Below are 21,879 nucleotides of genomic sequence, written 5' to 3' on the forward strand. Positions count from 1 at the left end.
GACATGAGTGACGACGCCACCACCCCCGCGCCCGACCGGATCCCCAACAAGGGCAAGCTGGCCAAGGACCTCAACGAGGTCATCCGCTACACCCTGTGGTCCGTGTTCAAGTTGAAGGACGTCCTGCCGGAGGACCGCACCGGCTACGCCGACGAGGTCCAGGAGCTGTTCGACCAGCTCGCCGCCAAGGACGTCACGGTCCGCGGCACCTACGACGTGTCGGGCCTGCGCGCGGACGCGGACCTCATGATCTGGTGGCACGCGGAGACCGCCGACCAGCTCCAGGAGGCCTACAACCTCTTCCGCCGCACCAAGCTGGGCCGCGCGCTGGAGCCCGTCTGGTCGAACATGGCGCTGCACCGCCCCGCCGAGTTCAACCGCTCGCACATCCCGGCGTTCCTGGCCGACGAGACGCCCCGCGACTACGTGAGCGTCTACCCGTTCGTGCGCTCCTACGACTGGTACCTGCTGCCGGACGAGGACCGCCGCCGGATGCTCGCGGACCACGGCAAGATGGCCCGCGGCTACCCGGACGTGCGCGCCAACACCGTCGCCTCCTTCTCCCTCGGCGACTACGAGTGGATCCTCGCCTTCGAGGCCGACGAGCTGTACCGCATCGTCGACCTGATGCGTCACCTGCGCGGCTCGGAGGCCCGTATGCACGTCCGTGAGGAGGTCCCGTTCTACACGGGCCGCCGCAAGGACGTCGCGGACCTGGTCGCCGGTCTGGCCTGACGCCGGTCAGGACGCGGGAGCCGCCGGAGCGGGCGCCGGGTGCGGTGCGCAGGACGCGCGCCGCCCCGGCACCCGGCCCTCCAGCAGATACGCCGTCAGGTGCGCGTTCACGCACGCGTTGGCGCCGCCCGCGAGTCCGTGGCTGCCGGCGTCCCGCTCCGTCACCAGCGCCGACCCGGCCAGCCGCCGATGCAGCTCCAGCGCCCCGTCGTACGGGGTGGCCGCGTCCCGTTCGGCCGCCAGGACGAGCGTGGGCGGCAGGGCGTCCTGCCCGGCGCGCACGTCCAGCGGCCGCTGCCGGGGCGCCGGCCAGTAGGCGCAGGGCAGGTTGGTCCACACGTTGTCCCACGTCTCGAACGGCGCCCGCCGCGCCAGCCGGGTGTTGTCCCGGTCCCACACCGCGAAGTCCGTCGGCCAGGGCGCGTCGTTGCACTCCACGGCCAGGTACACCGCGCGCGTGTTCTCCGCCTCCGCCGCCGCCTCGGGCTGCTCCTCCGCCTGCTCCGCCAGCGGTGCGGGGTCGCCCTTCAGATACGCCGACAGGGCGTGCGCGCGCTGCGGCCAGTGGTCGTCGTAGTACGCCGCCTTCAGCATCGCCGCGTGCAGCTGCGCCGGACCGACCTTCCCGCCCGCCGGCTCCCGCGCCAGCCGCTCCCGCACGACGTCGTAGCTGTCGCCCACCTTCCGCGCGGTGTCGCCCAGCCCGTACACGTCGTGATGGCGGGCGGCCCACGCCCGGAAGTCCGCCCAGCGGTCCTCGAACGCGGCCGACTGGGCGAGGTTGTTGCGGTACCAGATCCGCTCCGGCGCCGGGTTCACGGCCGAGTCGAACACCATCCGCCGCACGTGCGAGGGGAACAGCGTCGCGTACAGCGCCCCGATGTACGTGCCGTACGACGAGCCGAGGAAGGTCAGCCGGGTCTCGCCCAGCGCGGCGCGCAGCACGTCCAGGTCGCGGGCGTTGTTCAGCGAGGTGTAGTGCCGCAGCGCGTCGCCCGACCGCTCGGCGCACCCCCGCGCGTACGCCGCCGCACGGGCCGCGCGCTCCCGCTTGACCGCCGCCGACGGGTGCTGGGGCGCGGGCGCGGGGCCCTGCTGCAAGGTGGTCGGGTCGGTGCACGAGAGCGGGGCGGAGCGGCCCACCCCGCGCGGCGCGTAGCCGACCAGGTCGTACGCCGCCGCCAGACGCTTCCAGCCCGGGACCACGCCGAGCATCGGGAAGTACATGCCGCTGACGCCCGGCCCGCCCGGGTTGTTCACCAGGGAGCCCTGACGGGGCACCGCGCGTCCGGTCGCGGAGTCCATCCCGGTGGCCCGGGAGCGGCTCACGGTGAGCCGGATGCGCTCTCCGTCCGGGCGGGCGTAGTCGAGCGGGACGCTCAGCGTGCCGCACTCCACGGTGGGCGGCAGCTCCTGCTCCTCGGCGCACGGGCCGAAGCCGATGCCCTCGGAGGCGGCCCGCGCGGCGGCCACCGCGGTGCCGCGCGCCTCGGACGCGGACGGGGACCCGGGGGCCGACACGGAGGCCGCCGCGGGGGTCCGGGCGGCGGCCGCCGGGGTGGTGAGGAGCAAGGACCCGGCGGCCACGAGGGCGGCGGCGGTTCTCATCGGTGAGGCGATCCCTTCGGTGCGCTGCGGCGACAAAAGGGATGTTTTCGGTACGCGTGGTGCCGGGCAAGGACCGCTCGCCGGGTGTCGGCGACCGGTTCACCGCCCGGTCACCACCGAGGGTCGGGTCCCCGGTGCGCGAAGGCCGCCCGCACCTGCGGTTCGCCGACTGCGTGCACCCCGCGCACGGCGACGGTGGTCAGGTACGCGCGGTCGTCGTCGGTGTCGCCGGCCGCCGCCCGTCGCACGGAGGCGAGCAGACGCTGACCCGCCGGGGACGCCCAGGGTGAGGCGGGGCTCAGCTCGAAGCGGGCGATGGCGAGACAGCCCAGCGTGAACGCCAGCGGCAGCGCGAACCACAGGGCGACCAGCGGGCGCGGCATCTGTGACGGCACGGGCATGAGCAGCGCGACGGCGGCGAGACCCGCGACCGCCGGTACGGCGAGCCGCAGCCGGCGCAGCGCCTCCGCGACGGTCCGCCCGTCGCCCTCCGGCACCGCGAGCCCGGCCCGCACCAGCCGTTCCGCCAGCACGCGCACCGCCTCCGCGGTCGCCGCGGCCTTCCGCACCGGCGCTATGCGCGACTGGCCCTCCGGTCCGATCGCCCCTATCACCGTGCGCTCCATGGCGTCCCGCCCGCGCGGGTCGACGACGGTGGCCCAGCCGGTGTGCGCCAGCAGCAGCCGCCGCTGACGGGCCATCGCGACGAGCGTGAGATCGGCGACCCGCGCGGGCCCGCCGGACAGGAACGCCGCCTCGTACAGCGTGAGCCCACGCCGCTCTCCCGCACCGTCACCGGCGGCCGCCGCCTCACGTACCGCGGCCCGGCACAGCCGCAACCCGGCGGTCCCGGCGATCGCCCAGGCCAGCAGCAGGAGAGGAACCCAGAACATGAGTTGTTTGTAAGGGACGCGGCCGCAGGAACACCATGCCTTGTTCACGATCCGGACACGGTGGTGCGGGTATGTGAGGTTCCGGTCGGGGTGGACGTCGTCCCCGGCCGGCGTCCCGGAGGGTGTCAGCGGCGCAGCAGTGCCCGGCGGGTGGCGCGGGCGAGGCGGGTCGTCGGGCGGTGGGAGCGGGGGCGGGGGCCCGAGCGGTCGCGGTGCCACTCGCGCAGGGCACGGCGCGTGCGGGGGTCGTCGAGGCGGCCGGGGCGCAGGAGGTGTTCCACGAAGGCCATCGCGTCATGCCGGTAGCCGCCCGTCATCGGGCGGGTCTGCGCGTACGCGAGGAAGGCCGGCCGGTAGCCGTCGCCGAGGATCTCCGGCAGCTCCGGGGCCACCTTCGCGACGACGTCCGCCCGCTTGGCGGCCAGCGCCCGAGCCTGCACCCGCATCCGCGTCCGGTCGAACCCTTCGGGCACCGGCGTCCCCGCGACCAGCGAGGACAGCACCGCGGTCTGGGCCAGCGCCAGCCGCTCACGGGTGGCCCCGGCCACGGGCCCGGCGGCGGCCGGCTCCCGCACGCGCTCCGGCGCCGCGTCCCCGCGGACCCGGTCGCCCGCCTCCACCGCCCCGCGGATCGCGTCCAGTTCGCGCTCCAGCTCCGCCGTGGGCGGGAAGTCCTCGTCCCGTTCCAGCAGCACGCCCGGCGGCGAGACCCGGGAGGCGAGGTCCGTGAGGATGTCGAGGACCGGCCGCGGCACCGGGTGGGCGTGGCTGTCGTGCCACACGCCGTCCCGCTCGAACCCGCCCGCGACATGGACGTACGCGACGGCCTCCAGGGGCAGTGCGGCGAGCGCCTCGGCCGGGTCCTCGCCGCGGTTGACGTGGTTGGTGTGCAGGTTGGCGACGTCGATGAGCAGCCGTACGCCGGTGCGGTCGGCCAGCTCGTACAGGAACTGTCCCTCGGTCATCTCCTCGCCGGGCCAGGAGAACAGCGCGGCGATGTTCTCCACGGCGAGCGGCACGGGAAGCGCGTCCTGGGCGATGCGGACGTTCTCGCACAGCACGTCCAGGGCGTCGCGGGTGCGCGGCACCGGCAGCAGGTGCCCGGCCTCGATGCCGGGGGACGCGGTGAGCGGGCCGCCCGCCCGCACGAACGCGATGTGCTCGGTGACCAGGGGCGAGCCCAGCGCCGCGGCCCGCTCGGCGAGCGCGGTGAGCCGCCGCCCGTCGGGGCGTTCGGCGCCGCCGAGCCCCAGGGACACACCGTGCGGCACGACGGTCGCGCCGCGCTCGCGCAGCCGCAGCAGCGACGCGGGCAGATGGCCGGGGCAGACGTTCTCCGCCACCACCTCGACCCAGTCGATGCCCGGCATCGCCTCCACCGCGTCCGCGATCTCCGGACGCCATCCGATCCCGGTCCCCAGCCGCACCGTCGTCATCCCCGTCCCCTCCTTCACCCCGGCGTTCCCGCCCGGCCCCCCGATCCGTCCGCACCGGACGTGCCGGGGATATGACCCGGCGCCCGGCGACCGAACCGTCTCCGGGCCGCCTTCAGAGGAACATTTGAGGTTGGGGGAGGACCGTCGGGGAACGTCTCGGGCGGGCTCACCGCACCTGGAAGGCCGTCGACACACCCTCGATCGACGAGATCTTCCCGCCCAGGCTCTTCGCGTCGCCGCGGTAGACGACGCGGTAGGTGCCCGAGGGGGTGCCCTGGGGGACGTCCCAGGTGATGGTCACCTTCGACGCGGCGATGCCGTCGCGGGCCCAGTGGAAGCGGGTCGCCCAGTCGCCGTCGTCGGCGACGGTGCGCCACGCGCCGGCGGAGTCCCGCCGCTCGATCCGCAGGTAGGTGTCGCCCCGGTGCAGGTCGTTGCCCGGGTGGGCGCCGGCGAAGACGACCTCGACGCGTTCCCCCGTCCGGTAGTTCTCCCGCGGCGGCACCAGCACGTCGCCGAACTTCCTGAAGAGGGGCGGCGCGTCCAGCACCACACCGGGCTGGAGCGACAACGCCTTGCCGGTCAGGTCCGGCGGCTCGGGCCCGAGGGGCAGGTCCGTGCCGTCGCGCAGGGAGACCGCCAGTTCGGCCGCGGTCTGCTGGAGCGCGGGAAGCTGCCAGCGTCCGAACAGGGTGCTGCCGCCCTCGTACTGCTGGGCGTCGTACTCCTCCGGCGTGGTCACGTAGTGGAAGTAGGAGTTGCTGTACCCGGCGACCAGGACGTCGTCGAGGTCCGCGCCGACGATCCCGGCGACCGTGCGCCGCAGCCGCAGGCCCGCGCAGACGGTGACCTCGCCGGGGATGCCGATGAGGTACAGGCCGCCGATGCGCACCAGCATCACCGGCACCCGCTCCTGCACCCACGGGTAGATCCGGTTCATCTCCCCGATCGGCACGAAGACGTCCTTCGGCGCCTGCGCCTGCTTCAGCTCGGGGGAGACCGTGTAGACGACCGAGTTGGAGATCGCGTCCCAGAAGGGGTTGTCGCCCTCGTCGAATCCGGGGAAGGCGGGCCCGTCCTCCAGGCTGCCCGCCGCCATCGCCGCACCGACGCACGGCTTCGAGGTGCGGTGGGTCTTCCCGTCGCCGGTGAACTCCGGGCGCACGGTGACGTCGGAGAGGTCCACGTACACCAGCCGCGAGTCGACCGGCCCGGACAGCCGCACGCCCGGCGTGTCCGCCTGCGCCGCGGCCGCCTCGTACTGCCGCAGCCCGCTGGTGCGGGTGGCCTCGAAGTCGGCGGGCGTGGTGGGAGGCACCAGGTCCAGGTTGGGCGACATGTCGCCGCTGTTGGTCTGGGCGAACGCCGAAACGAACTCCGGTGTGCCGTCGGCGAGATAGTCCACGCCGTGGACCTCGCGCTCCCAGTGGTAGGCCGCGTAGCCCTTGTTGTCGGCGCTGATCAGGCGGTTGTCGCCGGACATGCTGGTGCCGTGCACCGGGAACCAGTTGACCGCCCCGACCGTGCGGCCCCGCCGCTCCACCCGCAGCAGGGTGGTGAGGGTGTCCACGCCGTCCGGGAAGTGGTCGCGGTCGGCCTTCGGGTTGCGGTCGAAGGCGGTCTTCGAGCGGTTGACGCTGGCGCCGGTCAACGTGCCGTGGCTGAGCAGGAGACCGGACGGGGCGAGGTCCTCGTGCGCGTTGCGCGCCGCCTCGAACAGGCCGTCCGCCACGGCCTCGAAGGTCGCCTCGTGGAAGCCGAACGTCGTGGTGTTGTAGAGGAGATGGTGCGAGTAGCCGCCGGGGCCGGCGTGGGTGTGGGTGGCGGTGATGAGGACGTTCCGCGCGGTGTACAGATCGCCGTACGCCTGCCTCAGCCGTCGCAGCACCGCCCGGTGCACGCTCTCGAAGATCATGGGGGAGTCGGCGACGATCAGCAGCACACGGCGCCCGCTCGCCTGCTCGGCCACGACGAACGCCCGCGCCCGCAGCCGGGTGTGGAGCCCCGCAGCCTGCTGGTCGAAGCGGCCGTACCCCATCATGCCGACCTCGGCGACCTCACCGGTGGCGTCGGAGATGCCCCGGCCGACGAGATACCCGCTGCCGCTTCCCGTGGCGGCGGCAGCGGCGCCGGGTGAGATCAGGTGCGCACCCGCGAGCCCGAGGCCGGTGACGGCACCCGCCCTCAGGACGGTCCGGCGGCTGCGCGAGGGAGGACGTTCCGCGGTCATACGCTGCTCCTCAGGGTCGGTCGGCCCCCCGGCGAACGGAACATGAACAACATTCAAGTTCCGCGCCTCATTGGTACACCGGCCGCCATGAACACGGCAAGAGTCGTGCGCGCATGACGCGGCCGGCCCGGTGGGTCCGTGTTCCCACGGACCCACCGGGCCGGCTCCCGCTTCAGGACGGCGGCGTCACCCCTTGCCCTGGAGCGGCTCCCGCTCGCACACGGTCCCCGCCGCCGGCACCGTGCCGTCCAGCAGATACGCGTTCACGGCCTTCCGCACACAGGTGTTGCCGGAGTCGTACGCGCCGTGGCCCTCGCCCTCGTAGGTGAGTTCCACCCCGACGCCCTTGCCGAGCCGCTCCGCCATCCGCGCGGCGCCCTCGTACGGTGTCGCGGGGTCGCCGGTGTTGCCGACGAGCAGGATCGGCGGCGCGCCCGGCGCACTCACGTCCGGGTGCGGGGCCTTGCCCCGCACCGGCCAGTCGGTGCACTCCAGCGCGCCCCACACCATGGCGTCGCCGAAGAGCGGGGACGCCTCCTCGAACGCGGCGGACTGTTCCAGCACGTCGTCCACGGTGTAGCGGTCGCTGCGGTCGGCGCAGGTGACGGCGGTCCGGGCGTCCTGCTGGTCGCTCCAGCCGCCGGCGTGCCGGCCGCTGAGGGCGTCCGCGAGGCCGAGCAGGGTCCGGCCCTCGTCGGCGGCGAGGAGTTGAAGGCCCACCTCCAGCGCGGGCCAGGCGGTCTCCAGGTAGAGCGCCTGGACGACGGCGTCGATCAGCTGGGAGCCGGTGAACACCCTCTCCCCGTCGACGGACAGCGGCTCGTCGTCCAGCGTCTCCTCCAGCTCCATGACGAGCCGCGTGATCTCCTCGGGGGTGTCGCCGAGGGCGCAGCCGGTGTCCACGCACCACTGGGCGAAGTGGTCGAAGGCGAGCTGGAACCCGCCCGCCTGCGCGAGCGCCCCCTCCATCTGGTCCAGCGTCGGGTCGACGACGCCGTCCAGGACGGCACGACCGACGTGCCGGGGGAACAAGTGGGCGTACACGCCGCCGAGTTCGGTGCCGTAGGAGATCCCGAAGTAGTGCAGCTTGTCGTCGCCGAGCAGATGGCGCAGCAGGTCCATGTCGCGGGCGGCGTCCTCGGTGCCCACGTGCGGCAGCACGCGGCCCGACTCCTGTTCGCAGGCGTCCGCGTACCGCTGCCGCGCCTGGAGCAGCGCGGTCACCTCGTCGTCGCCGTCGTCGGGGGTGTCGTCCTGCTGGGTCATCGCCTGCGCCGCCTCGGCGTCCAGGCAGGTGACCCCGGCGCTCGCCCCGACCCCGCGCGGGTCGAAGCTCACCAGGTCGTAGCGGGACCGGAGTTGCTCGTAGTCGGGGGCGAGGGCGGGCAGGGTGACCACACCGGACTCGCCGGGCCCGCCGAAGTTGAACAGCAGCGAGCCGATGCGGTCTGCGGCGTCCGCGCGGGACGCCGCCCGGATCAGGGCGACGTCGACGGTCTCACCGCCGGGTCTGTCCCAGTCCAGGGGCGCGCGCATGGTGGCGCACTGCCAGCGGGTGCCGTCCGGCAACGGCTCGGGCGCCTCTCCGCCGCCTTGCAGGGGGGACGGTGCGGGGCAGTCCTTCCAGTTCAGGGACTGCGCCCATATCCGTCCGCGGTCGTCCTCCTCGCCGCCTCCGCCTCCGGCCCCGCCCTCGCCGGCCGGGCCGCAGGCGGCCAGGGAGGCGGAGAGCAGGACGGCGCCGGACAGCAGGGCAGCGGCTGTCGTACGTCGTGTCGGCATGGGCCCAGCCTCCGGCGGGCCCACGGCAGCCGCACGGCCGCGCAACCCATCCGGGGGACGCCCCCGGGGTCAGCGCAGCGCGGGGTGGTCCGCCACCACGGTGCACGAGCCGGGGGCGATCTCCGTGAAGCCCGCGTCGCGCACCGTGGGCAGGCCGCCGCCGGTCAGCGCGGGCCAGTCGGCGGGGTCGGCGCTGCGCACGGCGAGCGGGAACCCGGCCGCGTGCCAGGCCTCGCGGGCCGCGTCCGGCAGTTCCCACCACGCGAGTTGGGCGCCGTGCCCGGCCTGGGCCATCGCCTTGCCCGCGGACATCTGCAGTTCCGGGTTCATCCACAGGGTGGGCACGCCGGGGTCCGCGGGCGGCACCGGGTCCGGGTCGTCGAGGTCGGTGCCGGACACCTGGAGCCGGGCCAGGTCCCTGGGCCAGCCGTCCAGTGGCACCGGCGGGAAGACGCGCACCTCGGCCGACTTCCCGGTCACGGTGATCCCGGGGAGCGCCTCCGCGCGGCGCCACTCCGCGCCGCGTGCCCTCCGCACCACCTTGCGGATCCGCGCGTCCTGCCAGTCGCGCATCGCCCGCGCCCACTCACCCTCGCCGACGGAACGCTCGTCGCTCAGCATGACCAGCACCGCGCGGGCCGCCGTCTCCAGCGCGTCCGTCCGCGCGGGCGGCGAGCCGCGCTCGATACGGACCACCAGCGGCAGCACGAACTGCGGCGCCGCGTCGCGGTCACCCGGGTCGGGTCGGAAGGGGCTGTCGGGGGCGGGTGTCGTCCGGTCGTCGTTCACCCGCCCAGTGTGCCAAGCGGGACGGGGGCGGTGCCGGGCGGCACCTGCGGACATCAAGGGGCGTGGAGGGGGCATCAGGGTGGGGAAGGGACTGATGCGCGATGACTCAGGCGGTGCCGCAGCGTGGCGGAGGAGGCTCCAGCGGTCTCTACGACGTGCTGGAGCTGATCCTCGACCGAGGGCTGGTGATCGACGCGTTCGTGCGGGTGTCGCTGGTCGGGATCGAGATACTCAAGATCGACATTCGCATCGTGGTGGCGAGCGTCGACACCTACCTGCGCTTCGCCGAGGCGTGCAACCGGCTGGACCTGGAGTCCGGTCCGCGCAAGCCCGCCGGGTTGACCGAACTCCCCGACAAGATGCGCGAGTCGGGCTCCAAGGGGGCGGCCAAGGGGCTGCTGTCCGGCGCCGTGGAGACCGTCTCCGAGGCCTTCCAGCAGGCGCGTCAGGAACCGAGGCGCCGGTAGCGAGGGGCGCAGCCCTCACCGGCCGGCCTCCGCCCGGCGGCGGCGGTCAGCCGGAGCAGGAGGTGCGCTCCGCCTCGCGCCACTCGCAGACCGGGCACAGCGTGATGCCCTTGTACGCCTCCGGGTACTCCGTGGGCTCCTGGCACTGGACGCAGGCCGCGTAGGGCGGACCGTCCGCCTTCGGCGGGCGGTCCGTGCCGACGAGGCAGTAGTCGCGGTCGGTCACGTCGTCGCTCATGTCTTCAGCGTAGGACGCCGCGCGAAACGCTCAGCCTCGTCCGTTCGCCGCGCCGATCAGCTCGGAGACCTTGACGAAGCGGTAGCCCTGGCGGCGCAGCTCCGGGACGACCTTGCGTACCGCCTCCTCCGTCGTCGGGGCGGCGCTGCGGGTGCAGTGCAGGACCACCACCGAGCCGGGCCGCACCCCGTCCAGCACCTGCCGGGCCACCGCGTCCGGATCGGTGGCGAAGGCGTCGCCGCCGACGACGTCCCACTGCACGGCCGTGACGCCGGCCGGGGTGAGCGCCTTGAGGGCCCGCCGGTCGTAACAGCCGCCCGGGAAGCGGAAGTACGGCATCGGAGCGGGGACGCCCACCGTGCGCAGCGCCTGGTACGCCCGCTCCACGTCGGCCCGCATCCGCTCCTCGGGCACCGTGGGCAGGCCGTAGCAGTCGCCGGTGAAGGCGTAGTGGCTGTACGAGTGGTTGGCGACCTCGAAGAGCGGGTCGCGGCCGATGGCGCGGGCCTGGTCCGGGTACTCCTCGGCCCACCGGCCCGTCATGAACACGGTCGCCGGCACCTGCAGCGTCCGGAGCGTCCCGATCAGCCGCGGGTGGTCGAAGCGCTCGCCCGCCGCGGCCCGCGGGCCCTGGTCGGCGGTCATGTCGGCGTCGAAGGTGAGGGCGACGGTCTTCCCGGCGTCCCGGGGGCCGTGCTCGAAGACCGGGGTGAGACCCGCGGGACCCGCGGCGAGCGTGGGTGGCGCCGACGGGGCGGCGGGGGAGGGCGCGGGGGCGGGAGGGCGCGCCGCGGGACCGGCGGAGGAACCGCAGGCGGTGAGGGCGGCGGCGAGGGCACAGGCGGCGATAACACGAGGTGAAAGTGTGATCACCGTATGACAGTAGGGCGGTGGGCGGCGGTGGCCGTCGCGGCTCGGGCGGAGGCGGCGGCACGCTCACCCGGTCGGAGGGGGCCCGCCCCGCCCCGGCGCGCCCTCCGGCCCGGTGCGGGCTCAGATGTCCCGCCGCTCCAGCGGCTTGGTCGCCGGCCCCTGCACGACCTTCCCGTCGGTGTCGAAACGGGACCCGTGGCACGGGCACTCCCACGCGCGCTCGGCCGCGTTGAAGTCGACCAGGCACCCCATGTGGGTGCAGCGGGCGGACACCGCGTGCAGGGCGCCGTCGTCGTCCCGGTACACCGCCATCCGGCCGCTCTCCGTGCGCACCACCGCGCCCTCGCCCGGCGGCAGCGCCTCCACCGGGGGCGACGGGCGCAGCCGGTCCCCGACGAAGTGCCCCGCGACCTGGGCCTGGTGCTTGAGGAAGGCCGGCGCCTCCCGCACGGCCGAGGCCAGGCGCCGCGGGTCGTACAGACCGGCCCACGCGCACTCCCCGCCCGTGATCCGCGCGGTGAGCAGCCGGCCCGCCATCATGCCGCCGCTCATGCCCCAGCCGCCGAAGCCGGTGGCCACGTAGGTGTGCTCGGCGCGCGGGTGCAGCGGCCCGACCAGCGGCACCGTGTCGGTGGGGTCGTTGTCCTGCGTGGCCCAGAAGTGCGTCAGCTCCACGCCGGGGAAGTGCCGGCGCGCCCACTGCGCCAGTCGGTCGAAGCGGGCGCGGGTGTCGCCGGTGCCCGGCGTGAAGTGCTCACCGGTGACCACCAGCAGCCGGCGGGAGGCGTCGTCGCCGTAGGGCGCGGTGCGCACCGAGCGGGAGCCGCCGTAGGGGGTGATGTACATGCCCTCCGGGTCCAGCTCCGCCGGCACCGGTCCCGCGACGACCAGCTCACGGCGCGGGGAGAGGCGGGTGAACAGCAGCGCGCGGTCGAACACCGGGTAGTGCGTGGCGACCACGACGTCCCGGGCCGTCACGAACGCCCCGGTCGACGTCGACAGCCGGCACGGCTCGCCCTCCTCCAGGCCCAGCACGGTGGTGTCCTCGTACAGGCGGCCGCCGTGCGCCTCGATGTCGTCGGCGAGCGCCAGCAGGTACTTGCGCGGATGGAACTGTGCCTGCTCCGGCACCTCCACCGCGCCCGCCACCGGGAACGGCAGCCCCGTCTCCGTCACGAACGACGCGGGCAGCCCCGCCTCCCGCGCGGCCCGCGCCTCCGCGCGCACCTCGTCCACCCGGTCCGCGTCCGTCACGTACGTGTACGAGCCGCGCCGCTCCCACTCGCACGCGACGCCCAGCTCCTCCACCACCCCGGCGGTCCGCTCGATCGCCTCCGCCTGCGACCGGGCGTACAGCCGCGCGCCCTCGCTGCCGCGGGTACGGCGCAGCTTGTCGTAGACCAGCGAGTGCAGCGCGGTGACCTTGGCGGTGGTGTGCCCGGTGACGCCCGCCGCGAGCCGGTCCGCCTCCAGCACCGCGACATCGCGCCCCGCCCGGGCCAGCTCCCACGCCGTGCACAGACCGGCGATGCCGCCGCCGATCACGGCCACGTCGACGTCCAGGTTGTCGGCCAGTGCGGGGCGGCGCTCCCCGCCGGGCGCGGTGTTCAGCCAGTACGAGTCACCCGAGTGCTGCTTCTCCGTCATGCGGGGGCGAGTACCCCGCCGCGGGGGCTTCACGGCGGCGTGCGGTTGCCGGAGTGCGGGCGCGGGCGTAACGTACAACCAAATGGTTGTAGATGGGTTGGACGAGGCCGACCGGGCCGTGGACCGGCTGTTCCACGCGCTGGCCGACGCGACGCGGCGCGACATGCTGCGCCGCTGCGGCCGCGGTGAGCTGTCCGTGTCACGGCTGGCCGCCGCGTACCCGATGAGCTTCGCCGCGGTGCAGAAGCACGTCACGGTGCTGGAGCGGGCGGGGCTGGTCACCAAGGAGCGGCGCGGACGGGAGCAGCTCGTGCGCACCGACCCCGACGCGGTGGCCCGCGCGCGGCGGGCGCTCGACGCGCTGGAGTCGGCCTGGCGGGCCCGGGTGGACCGGATGACCGGCCTGCTTTCCGAGGAGGAAGGCGGGCAGGAGGCCCCGGACACCGGCTGAGGCCCGCGTACGGAAGCGACAGGAAAGGACCGGACGGATGACTGTCACCCGTGTCGACAAGGACGTCGACACCCTCACGCTCACCCTCGTCGCGGACTTCACCGCACCGGTGGAGCGGGTCTGGCAGCTGTGGGCCGACCCGCGGCTGCTGGAGCGCTGGTGGGGGCCGCCCGGATACCCGGCGACCGTCGAGGAGCACGATCTCACCCCCGGCGGCGGCGTGAAGTACCACATGACCGGGCCGGACGGCGAGAAGTACGGCGGCTGGTGGCGGATCGCATCGGTCGCGCCGCCGACTTCCCTGGAGTTCAGTGACGGGTTCGCCGACCAGGACGGGAAGCCGGATCCGGAGATGCCGGTCACCACGGTCCGGATGACGCTCACCGGGCGCGAGGACGGCACGCGGATGGAACTGCGGTCCGTGTTCGACACCCGGGAGCAGATGGAGCGGCTGGCCGAGATGGGCATGGTCGAGGGCATGAGCCAGGCCGCCGGCCAGATGGACGCGCTGCTGGAGGGCTGAGGCGGCCGAGGCGGTGAGGGCGGGCGCGTGCCGCGCCCGCCCTCACCGCCTCCGCGGCTATCGGCGCCAGGGGCCGGTCACGGCGAACGTCGTGCCCGGGTCGTAGACGTTGACGTACATCGTGCGGCCGTCCGGGGAGAACGTGACGCCGGCGAACTCGCCCCACTCCGGCTCCTCGGCCGTCCCCGTGTTCTGGCGGTTGCGGGCCATCGGGTAGACCTCGCCGCGCCGGGTGACGCCGTAGACGTGCTGGGCGCCGCCGCCGTCCTCGCACACCATGAGACCGCCGCTGGGCGCGAGGCAGATGTTGTCCGGGGACTCGCCGGGCAGCTGGATGTCGGTGTCCGGGCCGAAGACGATCACCAGGGTGAGGCGGCGGCGGTCCGGGTCGTAGCGCCAGATCTGGCCGTAGTGGTCGGCGGCCGAACCCTGCGAGGCGTGGGCGAAGGACGACACGAAGTAGACGGAACGGCCGCCCCAGTAGCACCCCTCCAGCTTCTGCGCGTGGGTGATGCCCTTCGGACCGAAGTCCTGGAAGCGGATGGGGGTCTCGACGGCCAGCGGGTCGGGGACGTCGACCCACTCGACGTCGTCGAAACGGGCGCCGATCTCCTGGATGGACGACAGGTCCGGCACGCCGGGCACCCGCATCGCCTGGAGCTTGCCGCCCGCGCGCAGCGAGCCGGTGCCGCCCAGCGGCTTCCTCGGCAGGAAGCGGTAGAACAGGCCGAAGGGGCGCTCGAAGGCGTCCTCCGTCTCGTAGACCACGCCGCGCCGCGGGTCCACCGCGATCGCCTCGTGCTGGAAGCGGCCCATCGCGGTCAGCGGCACGGCGCCCGTGCGCCGGGGGTCGGCGCCGTCGACCTCGAAGATGAAGCCGTGGTCCTTGGTGTAGCCGTTGGTGCCGGCCTTGTCCTCGGTCTCCTCGCAGGTCAGCCAGGTGTGCCACGGGGTGGGCCCGCCCGCGCAGTTGACGGCCGTACCGGCGATCGCGACCCGCTCGTCGACCACGCGGCCGCTCCGGTCGAGGGTCAGCGCGGTACACCCGCCCTTGCCCTCCGGGTCGTACGTCAGGCCGTCGATCACCGGGACCGGGACTCTGCCGGTGTTGCGGTTCTCGTGGTTGCGGACCAGGTGGGTACGGCCCTGCCGGCCGGCGAAGGCGGCCATGCCGTCGTGGTTGGAGGGGACGGGACCCTCGCCGGAGCGGAGCCGGTCGCCCTCCTTGGAGAGCACCTTGTAGCGGAAGCCCCTGGGCAGGTCGAGCAGTCCGTCGGGGTCGGGGACGAGGTCGCCGTAGCCGTAGTGGCCGAGGTTCTGCGCGGCGGCGCTGTCGGTGAACAGTTCGGAGAGGGCGCCGGTGAAGGCGATGCCGGCGCCGACGGCACCGGAACGGGCGAGCATCTGGCGTCGGGTGGTCGCCGCGGAGCTGTGGGGAGACCCGTTTTCCGACATGGGGAAACCTTCCTGCTGGCGGACAGGAACTGTGACCCCGCCGTGTCTATCACCTGCCGCCGATCCCGTGAACCACGCGAGCCGCACGTGTCCCGGGACCCGGGCCCGCCCCCGTGGACCCAAGGGGTGCTTCCGGCCCCGGTGGCACCACGCGCGCCGGGTCGGGGCCGGGCAGGGCCCCGCCCCGAGGGCGGCTCACCGCGTCGTCAGCCGCACCGGCGGTGTGTCCGTCCCGCTGTGGCGTTCCGCCCAGTGGCTCAGTGCCGTGCTGCAGGCGTGGTCCAGGTGGTGGAGCGCGGTGAGGTCGAGTTCGACCGGGCGGTCCTGGGGGAGGGACTCCAGGGTGTCCAGGATCTTCGGCAGGCGCAGGAACGTCGCGTTGCCGGAGAGGTGGACCTGGACGGGCCCCGCGCCCTTGTCCGTGACCTCCAGCTTGACCTTCGAGGACTCCCAGGCCGTCTTCACCACCGACAGGGCCAGCCCGATCAGCACGCCCTCGAACATGTTCACCGCGACGATCGACACGGCCGTGACGACCAGGACCAGCGCCTCGCCCCGCTGGCCGCGCCACAGCGTGACCAGCCCCCGGAACGGGATGAGCTTCCAGCCGGCGTGGATCAGGATGCCCGCCAGCGCGGGCAGCGGGATCAGCGCGAGCACGGACGGCAGCAGCGCGGCGAACAGCAGCAGCCACACCCCGTGCAGCACCCGGGACGCCTTGGTCCTCGCGCCCGCCTGCACGTTGGCCGAGCTGCGCACGATGACCGCCGTCATGGGCAGCGCGCCGAGCAGCCCGCAGACCGTGTTGCCCGCGCCCTGCGCCATGAGCTCCCGGTTGTAGCGGGTGCGCGGACCGGTGTGCAGCCGGTCCACCGCCGCCGCGCTGAACAGGCTCTCCGCGGAGGCGATGAGGGCGAACGCGACGATCGTGCCGAGCACGCCCACGTCCGTGAGGACGCCCAAGGTGTCCGTGCCGGGCGGTTGGACCGAGTCGAACAGCCCCCGTACCTCCACCGTGGCGACCGGCACGGCGAACGCCGCCGTGACCGCCGTCGCGAGCAGCACCGCGGCGAGCGCGCCCGGCACGGCCCCGGCCGGTCCCGGCAGCCGCCGCCACAGCACCATCACCAGCACCGTGCCGGCGGCGACCGCCAGCGAGGCGAGCGTCTCCCGGCCGGCGAGCGCGTCCGCGGCGGCCCCGGGCAGCCCGAGGAGCTTGTCGACGCCCCCGGCGGGCGCCTCCAGGCCGGCGGCGGCGTAGAGCTGTCCGGCGATGAGGACCAGGCCGATGCCGGCCAGCATCCCCTCGATCACCGACAACGACATCGCCCGGAACCAGCGGCCGAGCCGCAGCGCCCCCATGGCGAGCTGGAGCAGCCCGGCGGCGAGCACGATCACGCCGAGCGCGGGGAGCCCGTAGGAGTCCACGGCCTGGTAGACCAGCACGGTGAGTCCGGCCGCGGGGCCGGACACCTGGAGGCTGCTGCCCGGCAGCAGACCGGTGACCAGGCCGCCCACGATGCCGGTGATGAGGCCGAGTTCGGCGGGGGCACCGGAGGCGACGGCGACGCCGAGGCAGAGCGGGACGGCGACCAGGAACACGACGAGGGAGGCGGCGGCGTCCTGCCGCAGATGGGGGAAGCGGTGCACGCGGGCCCTCACCGGGTCCGGCACGCGCGGCGGGCGCGGCACTGGGCGTCGGCGGGGGGCGGTACGGCGCCGGGGGTGCGGGGCCCGGGGGGTGTTCCGGCGCGGCGGCCGGACGGTTGGGGGCGGCGGCCGGACGAGCGGGGGTGGTCGACGGAAGGGCGGTGCATCTGTTCCTCCTGGCGCGTGTGGGGACGCGTCGGACGGGCACGACGAGGACCGGCCCCGCTGATCACTGGCCCGCGTTGTGACGGACCGTATACGTGAGAGGTGCGGGACGGGGTGGCCGAGGTAAAGCGACGGCAAGGCCCGGGGTGCGGCCGTCGGTCGCCCGACCTCGCAACGCGCGTACCTGACAAGGTGGTTCGCACCCGGTGTCGCAGGTCCGCGCAAGGTCAACGGTTGGTCAAGAACACGGTAACCCTGCGTCGCCGTTCGCACCGTCCCATCGGAGGGCCACGCCGCACTCAGCCCGAAAAGAACACGTGGGATGGCGGGATCACTTCCGTGGGCGCCGATGGTCTGTTCGAGTGTCGAACGTTTATGCGGTCGGGTGGTGCCGTCCGGGTCAGACGGTGTCGGCGAGCCTCTTGGCGTCCCTGGCCAGAGCGGTGAGACGGGAGATCGCGCGGAAGTACTTCTTGCGGTAGCCGCCCTTCAGCATCTCCTCGCTGAACAGCTGGTCGAACGGCTGTCCCGACGCGAGCACCGGCACCTCGCGGTCGTAGAGCCGGTCCGCGAGGACCACGAGCCGCAGCGCGGTCGACTGGTCCGGCACCGGCCGCACCCCGGTGAGGCACACCGCGCCGATGCCGTCGGTGAGAGCGCCGTAGCGGCTCGGGTGGACCCGGGCGAGGTGGTCGAGCAGGTCGGGGAAGGCGTCCAGCGACGCGCCCTCGGTGGTGTGGGCCACCCGGGTCACCTCGTCGTCGGAGTACGGCGGCGGCGCCTCGGGCAGGCCCCGGTGCCGGTAGTCCTCGCCGTCGATCCGCAGGGCGCGGAAGTGCGCCGACAGGCCCTGGATCTCGCGCAGGAAGTCGGCCGCCGCGAACCGGCCCTCGCCGAGCTTGCCCGGCAGCGTGTTGGAGGTGGCGGCGAGCGCGACGCCCGCCTCGACCAGCTTGCCGAGCAGGGTGGACACCAGCACGGTGTCGCCCGGGTCGTCCAGCTCGAACTCGTCGATGCACAGCAGCCGGTGCCCGGAGAGCGTCCGCACGGTCTGCTGGAAGCCGAGCGCGCCCACCAGGTTGGTCAGCTCCACGAACGTGCCGAAGGCCTTGAGCGCCGGCTCGGCCGGGGTGGCGTGCCACAGGGAGGCCAGCAGGTGCGTCTTGCCGACGCCGTAGCCGCCGTCCAGGTAGACGCCGCGCGGCCCGGACGGGGCCTTCTCCCGCGCCTTGCCGAAGCCGAACAGCCGACGCCGGCCCGGACCTCCGCCCGGCTTCCCGTCGAGACCCGCGGCGAAGCCCTCGAGGACGCGCACGGCCTCGGTCTGGCTCGGCTGGTCCGGGTCGGGGATGTACGTCTCGAAGCGGACGGCGTCGAACCGCGGCGGCGGCACCATCTCGGCGACGAGCCGGTCCGCGGGGACGTGCGGCTCGCGGGCGCACAGCGAGAGCGGGGTCACGTCGGCCATGGGACCGGGACGGGAGGCTGCGGAGGATGACACGGTCCCCCATCGTACGGGGCGTGGAAGACTGCCTGACATGCGACGCCTGTTCCCCGTGACCGACGTGACAGACGAGACGGCAGCCGCCGAGGGGGCGGCCGGCCGGGAGTGGAGCCTGGCCGAGCTGGCCGCCGCCTACGCCTACCCGGAGCCCGGTCCCGAGGGCCCCGCGTCCTGGCTGCGCGGCAACATGGTCTCCACCCTCGACGGCGCCGCCCAGCACGAGGGCCGCTCGCAGCCCATCTCCTGCCCGGCCGACATGCGGGTCTTCGGCGTGCTGCGGGCCCTCGCGGACGCGGTCGTGGTCGGTGCGGAAACGGTACGGCAGGAGGGCTACCGCCCGGCCCGCGCCCGCGCCGGGTTCGCCGCGGCCCGCGAGGCCGCGGGCCAGGGCCCGGCGCCCGCGATCGCGGTGGTCTCGGCGAGCCTCGACCTCGACTTCTCGCTGCCCCTGTTCAGCTCCCCGCTGGTGCCCACCCTGGTCCTCACCGGCGCCGGCGCCGACCCGGAGCGCGTGGCCGCCGCCGAGAAGGCGGGCGCCCGCGTGGTCGTCGCCGGGGAGGGCGCCGGGGTCGACCCCGCCCGGGCCGTGCACGCCCTCGCCGAACTCGGGCACACCCGCCTGCTGACCGAGGGCGGGCCCCGGCTGCTGGGTCAGCTGATCGCCGCCGACGTGCTGGACGAGCTCTGCCTCACCGTCTCGCCGATGCTCACCGCGGGTGAAGCCCAACGCATTGCTGGTGGGCCCTCAGTGACACTTCCGCGGCGGTTCACGCTGTCGTCGATGCTGGAGGAGGACGGATTCCTGTTCACGCGCTACCGGCGGGCCTGACCGGCCCGGCCGGGTGTGCAACCCCCGGAGGGAGGACAACCGGTACGACGACCGAAGCCGCCGCCGGTCCGGCGATCGGCGGAACCGTCCGCCCGTCCCGCACGGTGACGGGCGAGACTGAATTGGCCGTACACGCGCCCGCACGGGGAAGGATGATCTCCGCGGGGGCCTGGCTCGGCCCACGGAGCAGCGAGGGCCCGCGGGCCCTCCGAGGAGTAAGGGGCGCCTGGTGTTCACAAGCGTACTGATGATCGAGAAAGCCCTGACGTCCGCCGACGTGGAGTTCGTCACCACCCTGCACGGGGACGAGCCGGTCGCCTTCCACGTCCTGCTCCAGCCACGCGGGGAACAGGCCGACCGGCTGCTGAGAGCCATCGACGACGTCGCCCTGGGCGAGCTGGACGAGGCCGTCCGCGAGGGCGAGACCCCCGAGGGCGACGAGGCCCGGAGCATGGGGGAGCGGGCGCTGGAGGTGTCCCTGAAGGCGCTGCGCACGACCGGCGACACCGCCGAGGGCCGCCTCGTCGAGGACCACCCGCTGGACGCGCTGAAGAAGCTCGTCGAAGAGGTGCACGCGGACGAGGTGATCGTCCTGACCGACCCGCACTACGTGGAGGAGTTCTTCCACCGCGACTGGGCCTCCCGGGCCCGCCACAAGGTCGGGGTGCCGGTGCTGAAACTCTTCTCCCACAGCAAGGCATAGGCTGGGGCCGCGCCCTCCCGGCTCGGCACGCGAGGGCGCGAAGACCGCCGTCCCGCTCGTCGCACCACTGGGAGAACACGCATGGCACCCGGCCTTCCTACCGCCATGGACCGACCGCACTTCATCGGCATCGGCGGCGCCGGGATGTCGGGCATCGCCAAGATCCTCGCCCAGCGCGGCGCGAAGGTGGCCGGCAGCGACGCCAAGGACTCGGCGACCGCCGAGGCCCTGCGCGCCCTCGGCGTCACCGTGCACCTCGGGCACGCCGCGGCCCACCTCGCCGACGACGCCAGCTGCGTCGTGGTCTCCTCCGCGATCCGCGAGGACAACCCGGAGCTGCGGCGCGCCGCCGAGCTGGGCATCCCCGCGGTGCACCGCTCCGACGCCCTCGCCGCCCTGATGGACGGCCTGCGCCCGATCGCGGTGGCCGGCACCCACGGCAAGACCACCACCACCTCCATGCTGGCGGTCGCCCTCACCGAGCTGGGCCGCGAGCCGTCGTACGCCATCGGCGGCGACCTCGACGCCCCCGGCTCCAACGCGCTGCACGGCGCGGGCGAGATCTTCGTCGCCGAGGCCGACGAGTCCGACCGCAGCTTCCACACGTACGCGCCCGAGGTCGCGATCATCCTCAACGTGGAGCTGGACCACCACGCGAACTACGCGTCGATGGAGGAGATCCACGAGTCCTTCGAGACGTTCGTCGGCCGGATCGTCCCCGGCGGCACCCTGGTGATCTCCGCCGACCACGAGGGCGCCCGCGAGCTGACCCGCCGCCTGGACGGCTCCGTGCGGACCGTGACGTACGGCGAGTCCGCGGACGCCGACGTGAAGGTGCTGTCGGTCGTCCCGCAGGGCCTGAAGAGCGAGGTGACCGTCGAGCTGGACGGCGCCCCGCTCACCTTCACCGTGTCGGTCCCCGGCAGGCACTACGCGCACAACGCGGTCGCCGCCCTCGCCGCCGGCGTCGCGCTGGGCGTCCCGGCCGCCGAGCTGGCCCCCGCGCTGGCCGCGTACACCGGCGTCAAGCGCCGCCTGCAGCTCAAGGGGGAGGCGGCCGGCGTCCAGGTGATCGACTCCTACGCGCACCACCCCACCGAGATGACCGCGGACCTGGAGGCGATGCGCTCCGCCGCCGGGGACGCCCGCATCCTCGTCGTCTTCCAGCCCCACCTGTTCTCCCGCACCCGCGAGCTGGGCAAGGAGATGGGCCAGGCCCTCACCCTCGCCGACGCCTCGCTGGTCCTCGACATCTACCCGGCCCGTGAGGACCCGATCCCCGGGGTCACCAGCGAGCTGATCATCGAGGCGGCCCGCGCGGCCGGCGCGGACGTGACGGCCGTCCACGACGCGGCGGAGATCCCCGGGGCGGTGGCGGGAATGGCGAAGCCCGGCGATCTGGTTCTCACCATGGGAGCGGGCGACGTCACCGACCTCGGCCCGCGCATCCTGGACCGTCTGTCGAACTAAGGGGCTGGAACCTCATGCCGTACGACGTGGAGAAGCCGGACGAGCAGTGGCGCGCGGAGCTGTCGCCGTCCGAGTACGCGGTTCTGCGCCAGGCGGCGACCGAACCGGCCTTCACCGGTGAGTACACCGACACCAAGACCGAGGGCGTCTACGCCTGCCGTGCCTGCGGCGCGGAGCTGTTCACCTCCGACACCAAGTTCGAGTCGCACTGCGGCTGGCCGTCCTTCTTCGACCCGAAGGACACCGACGCCGTCGAGCTGGTCGCCGACCGCTCGCACGGCATGGTGCGCACCGAGGTGCGCTGTGCCCGCTGCGGCTCACACCTCGGGCACGTCTTCGAGGGCGAGGGCTACCCGACGCCCACGGACCAGCGGTACTGCATCAACAGCATCTCGCTGAACCTGCGGCCCGCCGGGTCCTGACCCCCCGGC

Annotated in this window: 19 protein-coding genes and 1 pseudogene; 8 read left to right on the forward strand and 12 right to left on the reverse strand. The window is 74.0% G+C overall.

Annotated elements, in window-relative coordinates; translation table 11 throughout:
• Positions 1–3 precede the first annotated feature (3 nt).
• A complete protein-coding gene (gene hemQ, locus MTR79_RS09440) occupies positions 4–735 on the forward strand; it encodes a hydrogen peroxide-dependent heme synthase (RefSeq protein ID WP_048456006.1) in 732 nt (243 codons plus the stop codon).
• Positions 736–741: 6 nt separating this feature from the next.
• Here the strand turns inward: hemQ and MTR79_RS09445 are convergent, their stop codons facing one another.
• The 6 genes from MTR79_RS09445 to MTR79_RS09470 form a co-directional block, all read right to left on the reverse strand.
• Positions 742–2,343, reverse strand: a complete 1,602-nt coding sequence (locus MTR79_RS09445) for an alpha/beta hydrolase (protein WP_244789738.1) — start codon at positions 2,341–2,343, stop codon at positions 742–744.
• A 110-nt stretch (positions 2,344–2,453) separates the two neighbouring features.
• Positions 2,454–3,236, reverse strand: coding sequence for a TIGR04222 domain-containing membrane protein (locus MTR79_RS09450; RefSeq protein WP_086704867.1), 783 nt, complete (start codon positions 3,234–3,236; stop codon positions 2,454–2,456).
• 125 nt (positions 3,237–3,361) lie between these two features.
• Positions 3,362–4,672 (reverse strand): DUF692 domain-containing protein, encoded by a 1,311-nt coding sequence (locus tag MTR79_RS09455; protein ID WP_189363411.1) that lies wholly within the window; start codon positions 4,670–4,672, stop codon positions 3,362–3,364.
• 166 nt (positions 4,673–4,838) lie between these two features.
• Complete coding sequence (locus MTR79_RS09460) at positions 4,839–6,902, reverse strand: neutral/alkaline ceramidase (RefSeq protein WP_189363412.1); 2,064 nt, start codon at positions 6,900–6,902, stop codon at positions 4,839–4,841.
• A gap of 186 nt (positions 6,903–7,088) precedes the next feature.
• The gene (locus MTR79_RS09465; protein ID WP_244789739.1) at positions 7,089–8,684 is read right to left on the reverse strand and encodes an alpha/beta hydrolase; all 1,596 of its coding nucleotides are present in this window, start codon (positions 8,682–8,684) and stop codon (positions 7,089–7,091) included.
• 69 nt (positions 8,685–8,753) lie between these two features.
• Entirely contained in the window at positions 8,754–9,473 is a 720-nt protein-coding gene (locus MTR79_RS09470; protein WP_244789740.1) for a peptidyl-tRNA hydrolase, read from the reverse strand.
• 101 nt (positions 9,474–9,574) lie between these two features.
• Here MTR79_RS09470 and MTR79_RS09475 point away from each other — a divergent pair, with 101 nt between their 5' ends.
• Positions 9,575–9,940 carry a gas vesicle structural protein GvpA gene (locus MTR79_RS09475; protein WP_086705075.1) on the forward strand — a complete coding sequence of 122 codons (366 nt, stop codon included), beginning with the start codon at positions 9,575–9,577 and terminating at the stop codon, positions 9,938–9,940.
• A 46-nt stretch (positions 9,941–9,986) separates the two neighbouring features.
• Here the strand turns inward: MTR79_RS09475 and MTR79_RS09480 are convergent, their stop codons facing one another.
• The 3 genes from MTR79_RS09480 to MTR79_RS09490 form a co-directional block, all read right to left on the reverse strand.
• A complete protein-coding gene (locus tag MTR79_RS09480; protein WP_086705074.1) occupies positions 9,987–10,178 on the reverse strand; it encodes a hypothetical protein in 192 nt (63 codons plus the stop codon).
• 30 nt (positions 10,179–10,208) lie between these two features.
• Entirely contained in the window at positions 10,209–11,051 is an 843-nt protein-coding gene (locus MTR79_RS09485) for a polysaccharide deacetylase family protein (RefSeq protein ID WP_244789741.1), read from the reverse strand.
• Positions 11,052–11,171: 120 nt separating this feature from the next.
• Positions 11,172–12,698: an FAD-dependent oxidoreductase gene (locus MTR79_RS09490; RefSeq protein WP_086705327.1), complete on the reverse strand. Its 1,527-nt coding sequence runs from the start codon at positions 12,696–12,698 to the stop codon at positions 11,172–11,174.
• 82 nt (positions 12,699–12,780) lie between these two features.
• On the opposite strand from MTR79_RS09490, the pseudogene MTR79_RS09495 reads away from it, so the two are divergent.
• Together MTR79_RS09495 and MTR79_RS09500 are read left to right on the forward strand one after the other, a co-directional pair.
• Positions 12,781–13,190, forward strand: a pseudogene (locus MTR79_RS09495) (metalloregulator ArsR/SmtB family transcription factor).
• A complete protein-coding gene (locus tag MTR79_RS09500; protein ID WP_048455570.1) occupies positions 13,187–13,672 on the forward strand; it encodes an SRPBCC domain-containing protein in 486 nt (161 codons plus the stop codon). Before MTR79_RS09495 ends, MTR79_RS09500 begins: the two are co-directional and overlap by 4 nt.
• A gap of 57 nt (positions 13,673–13,729) precedes the next feature.
• Here the strand turns inward: MTR79_RS09500 and MTR79_RS09505 are convergent, their stop codons facing one another.
• From MTR79_RS09505 to zapE, 3 genes are all read right to left on the reverse strand, one after another.
• Positions 13,730–15,127 carry a PhoX family protein gene (locus tag MTR79_RS09505; protein WP_086705328.1) on the reverse strand — a complete coding sequence of 466 codons (1,398 nt, stop codon included), beginning with the start codon at positions 15,125–15,127 and terminating at the stop codon, positions 13,730–13,732.
• Positions 15,128–15,322: 195 nt separating this feature from the next.
• Positions 15,323–16,777 carry a SulP family inorganic anion transporter gene (locus MTR79_RS09510; protein WP_189363417.1) on the reverse strand — a complete coding sequence of 485 codons (1,455 nt, stop codon included), beginning with the start codon at positions 16,775–16,777 and terminating at the stop codon, positions 15,323–15,325.
• Between the two features lie 565 nt (positions 16,778–17,342).
• Positions 17,343–18,410, reverse strand: a complete 1,068-nt coding sequence (gene zapE / locus MTR79_RS09515; RefSeq protein WP_244793101.1) for a cell division protein ZapE — start codon at positions 18,408–18,410, stop codon at positions 17,343–17,345.
• Positions 18,411–18,480: 70 nt separating this feature from the next.
• On the opposite strand from zapE, the gene MTR79_RS09520 reads away from it, so the two are divergent.
• The 4 genes from MTR79_RS09520 to msrB all read left to right on the forward strand — a co-directional run bounded on the left by MTR79_RS09520 (position 18,481) and on the right by msrB (position 21,870).
• Positions 18,481–19,275 (forward strand): pyrimidine reductase family protein, encoded by a 795-nt coding sequence (locus MTR79_RS09520; protein ID WP_086705106.1) that lies wholly within the window; start codon positions 18,481–18,483, stop codon positions 19,273–19,275.
• Between the two features lie 247 nt (positions 19,276–19,522).
• Positions 19,523–19,978 carry a hypothetical protein gene (locus MTR79_RS09525; protein WP_048455565.1) on the forward strand — a complete coding sequence of 152 codons (456 nt, stop codon included), beginning with the start codon at positions 19,523–19,525 and terminating at the stop codon, positions 19,976–19,978.
• A gap of 81 nt (positions 19,979–20,059) precedes the next feature.
• Positions 20,060–21,448, forward strand: a complete 1,389-nt coding sequence (gene murC, locus MTR79_RS09530; protein WP_189363420.1) for a UDP-N-acetylmuramate--L-alanine ligase — start codon at positions 20,060–20,062, stop codon at positions 21,446–21,448.
• Between the two features lie 14 nt (positions 21,449–21,462).
• Positions 21,463–21,870 (forward strand): peptide-methionine (R)-S-oxide reductase MsrB, encoded by a 408-nt coding sequence (gene msrB / locus MTR79_RS09535; RefSeq protein ID WP_048455563.1) that lies wholly within the window; start codon positions 21,463–21,465, stop codon positions 21,868–21,870.
• Positions 21,871–21,879: the final 9 nt, after the last annotated feature.

This window comes from Streptomyces sp. BJ20 (assembly GCF_022869105.1).
Lineage (GTDB): Bacteria > Actinomycetota > Actinomycetes > Streptomycetales > Streptomycetaceae > Streptomyces > Streptomyces griseoincarnatus.

What these genes read in the sequence shown, in the direction of transcription:
- MTR79_RS09475 (WP_086705075.1), top strand. Translation starts at nt 9,575, where the DNA reads ATGACTCAGGCGGTGCCGCAGCGTGGCGGAGGAGGCTCCAGCGGTCTC.
- msrB (WP_048455563.1), top strand. Translation starts at nt 21,463, where the DNA reads ATGCCGTACGACGTGGAGAAGCCGGACGAGCAGTGGCGCGCGGAGCTG.
- MTR79_RS09480 (WP_086705074.1), bottom strand. Translation starts at nt 10,178, where the DNA reads ATGAGCGACGACGTGACCGACCGCGACTACTGCCTCGTCGGCACGGAC.
- MTR79_RS09520 (WP_086705106.1), top strand. Translation starts at nt 18,481, where the DNA reads ATGCGACGCCTGTTCCCCGTGACCGACGTGACAGACGAGACGGCAGCC.
- MTR79_RS09465 (WP_244789739.1), bottom strand. Translation starts at nt 8,684, where the DNA reads ATGCCGACACGACGTACGACAGCCGCTGCCCTGCTGTCCGGCGCCGTC.
- hemQ (WP_048456006.1), top strand. Translation starts at nt 4, where the DNA reads ATGAGTGACGACGCCACCACCCCCGCGCCCGACCGGATCCCCAACAAG.
- MTR79_RS09490 (WP_086705327.1), bottom strand. Translation starts at nt 12,698, where the DNA reads ATGACGGAGAAGCAGCACTCGGGTGACTCGTACTGGCTGAACACCGCG.
- MTR79_RS09455 (WP_189363411.1), bottom strand. Translation starts at nt 4,672, where the DNA reads ATGACGACGGTGCGGCTGGGGACCGGGATCGGATGGCGTCCGGAGATC.
- MTR79_RS09500 (WP_048455570.1), top strand. Translation starts at nt 13,187, where the DNA reads ATGACTGTCACCCGTGTCGACAAGGACGTCGACACCCTCACGCTCACC.
- MTR79_RS09460 (WP_189363412.1), bottom strand. Translation starts at nt 6,902, where the DNA reads ATGACCGCGGAACGTCCTCCCTCGCGCAGCCGCCGGACCGTCCTGAGG.
- MTR79_RS09450 (WP_086704867.1), bottom strand. Translation starts at nt 3,236, where the DNA reads ATGTTCTGGGTTCCTCTCCTGCTGCTGGCCTGGGCGATCGCCGGGACC.
- MTR79_RS09525 (WP_048455565.1), top strand. Translation starts at nt 19,523, where the DNA reads ATGATCGAGAAAGCCCTGACGTCCGCCGACGTGGAGTTCGTCACCACC.
- zapE (WP_244793101.1), bottom strand. Translation starts at nt 18,410, where the DNA reads ATGGCCGACGTGACCCCGCTCTCGCTGTGCGCCCGCGAGCCGCACGTC.
- MTR79_RS09505 (WP_086705328.1), bottom strand. Translation starts at nt 15,127, where the DNA reads ATGTCGGAAAACGGGTCTCCCCACAGCTCCGCGGCGACCACCCGACGC.
- murC (WP_189363420.1), top strand. Translation starts at nt 20,060, where the DNA reads ATGGCACCCGGCCTTCCTACCGCCATGGACCGACCGCACTTCATCGGC.
- MTR79_RS09445 (WP_244789738.1), bottom strand. Translation starts at nt 2,343, where the DNA reads ATGAGAACCGCCGCCGCCCTCGTGGCCGCCGGGTCCTTGCTCCTCACC.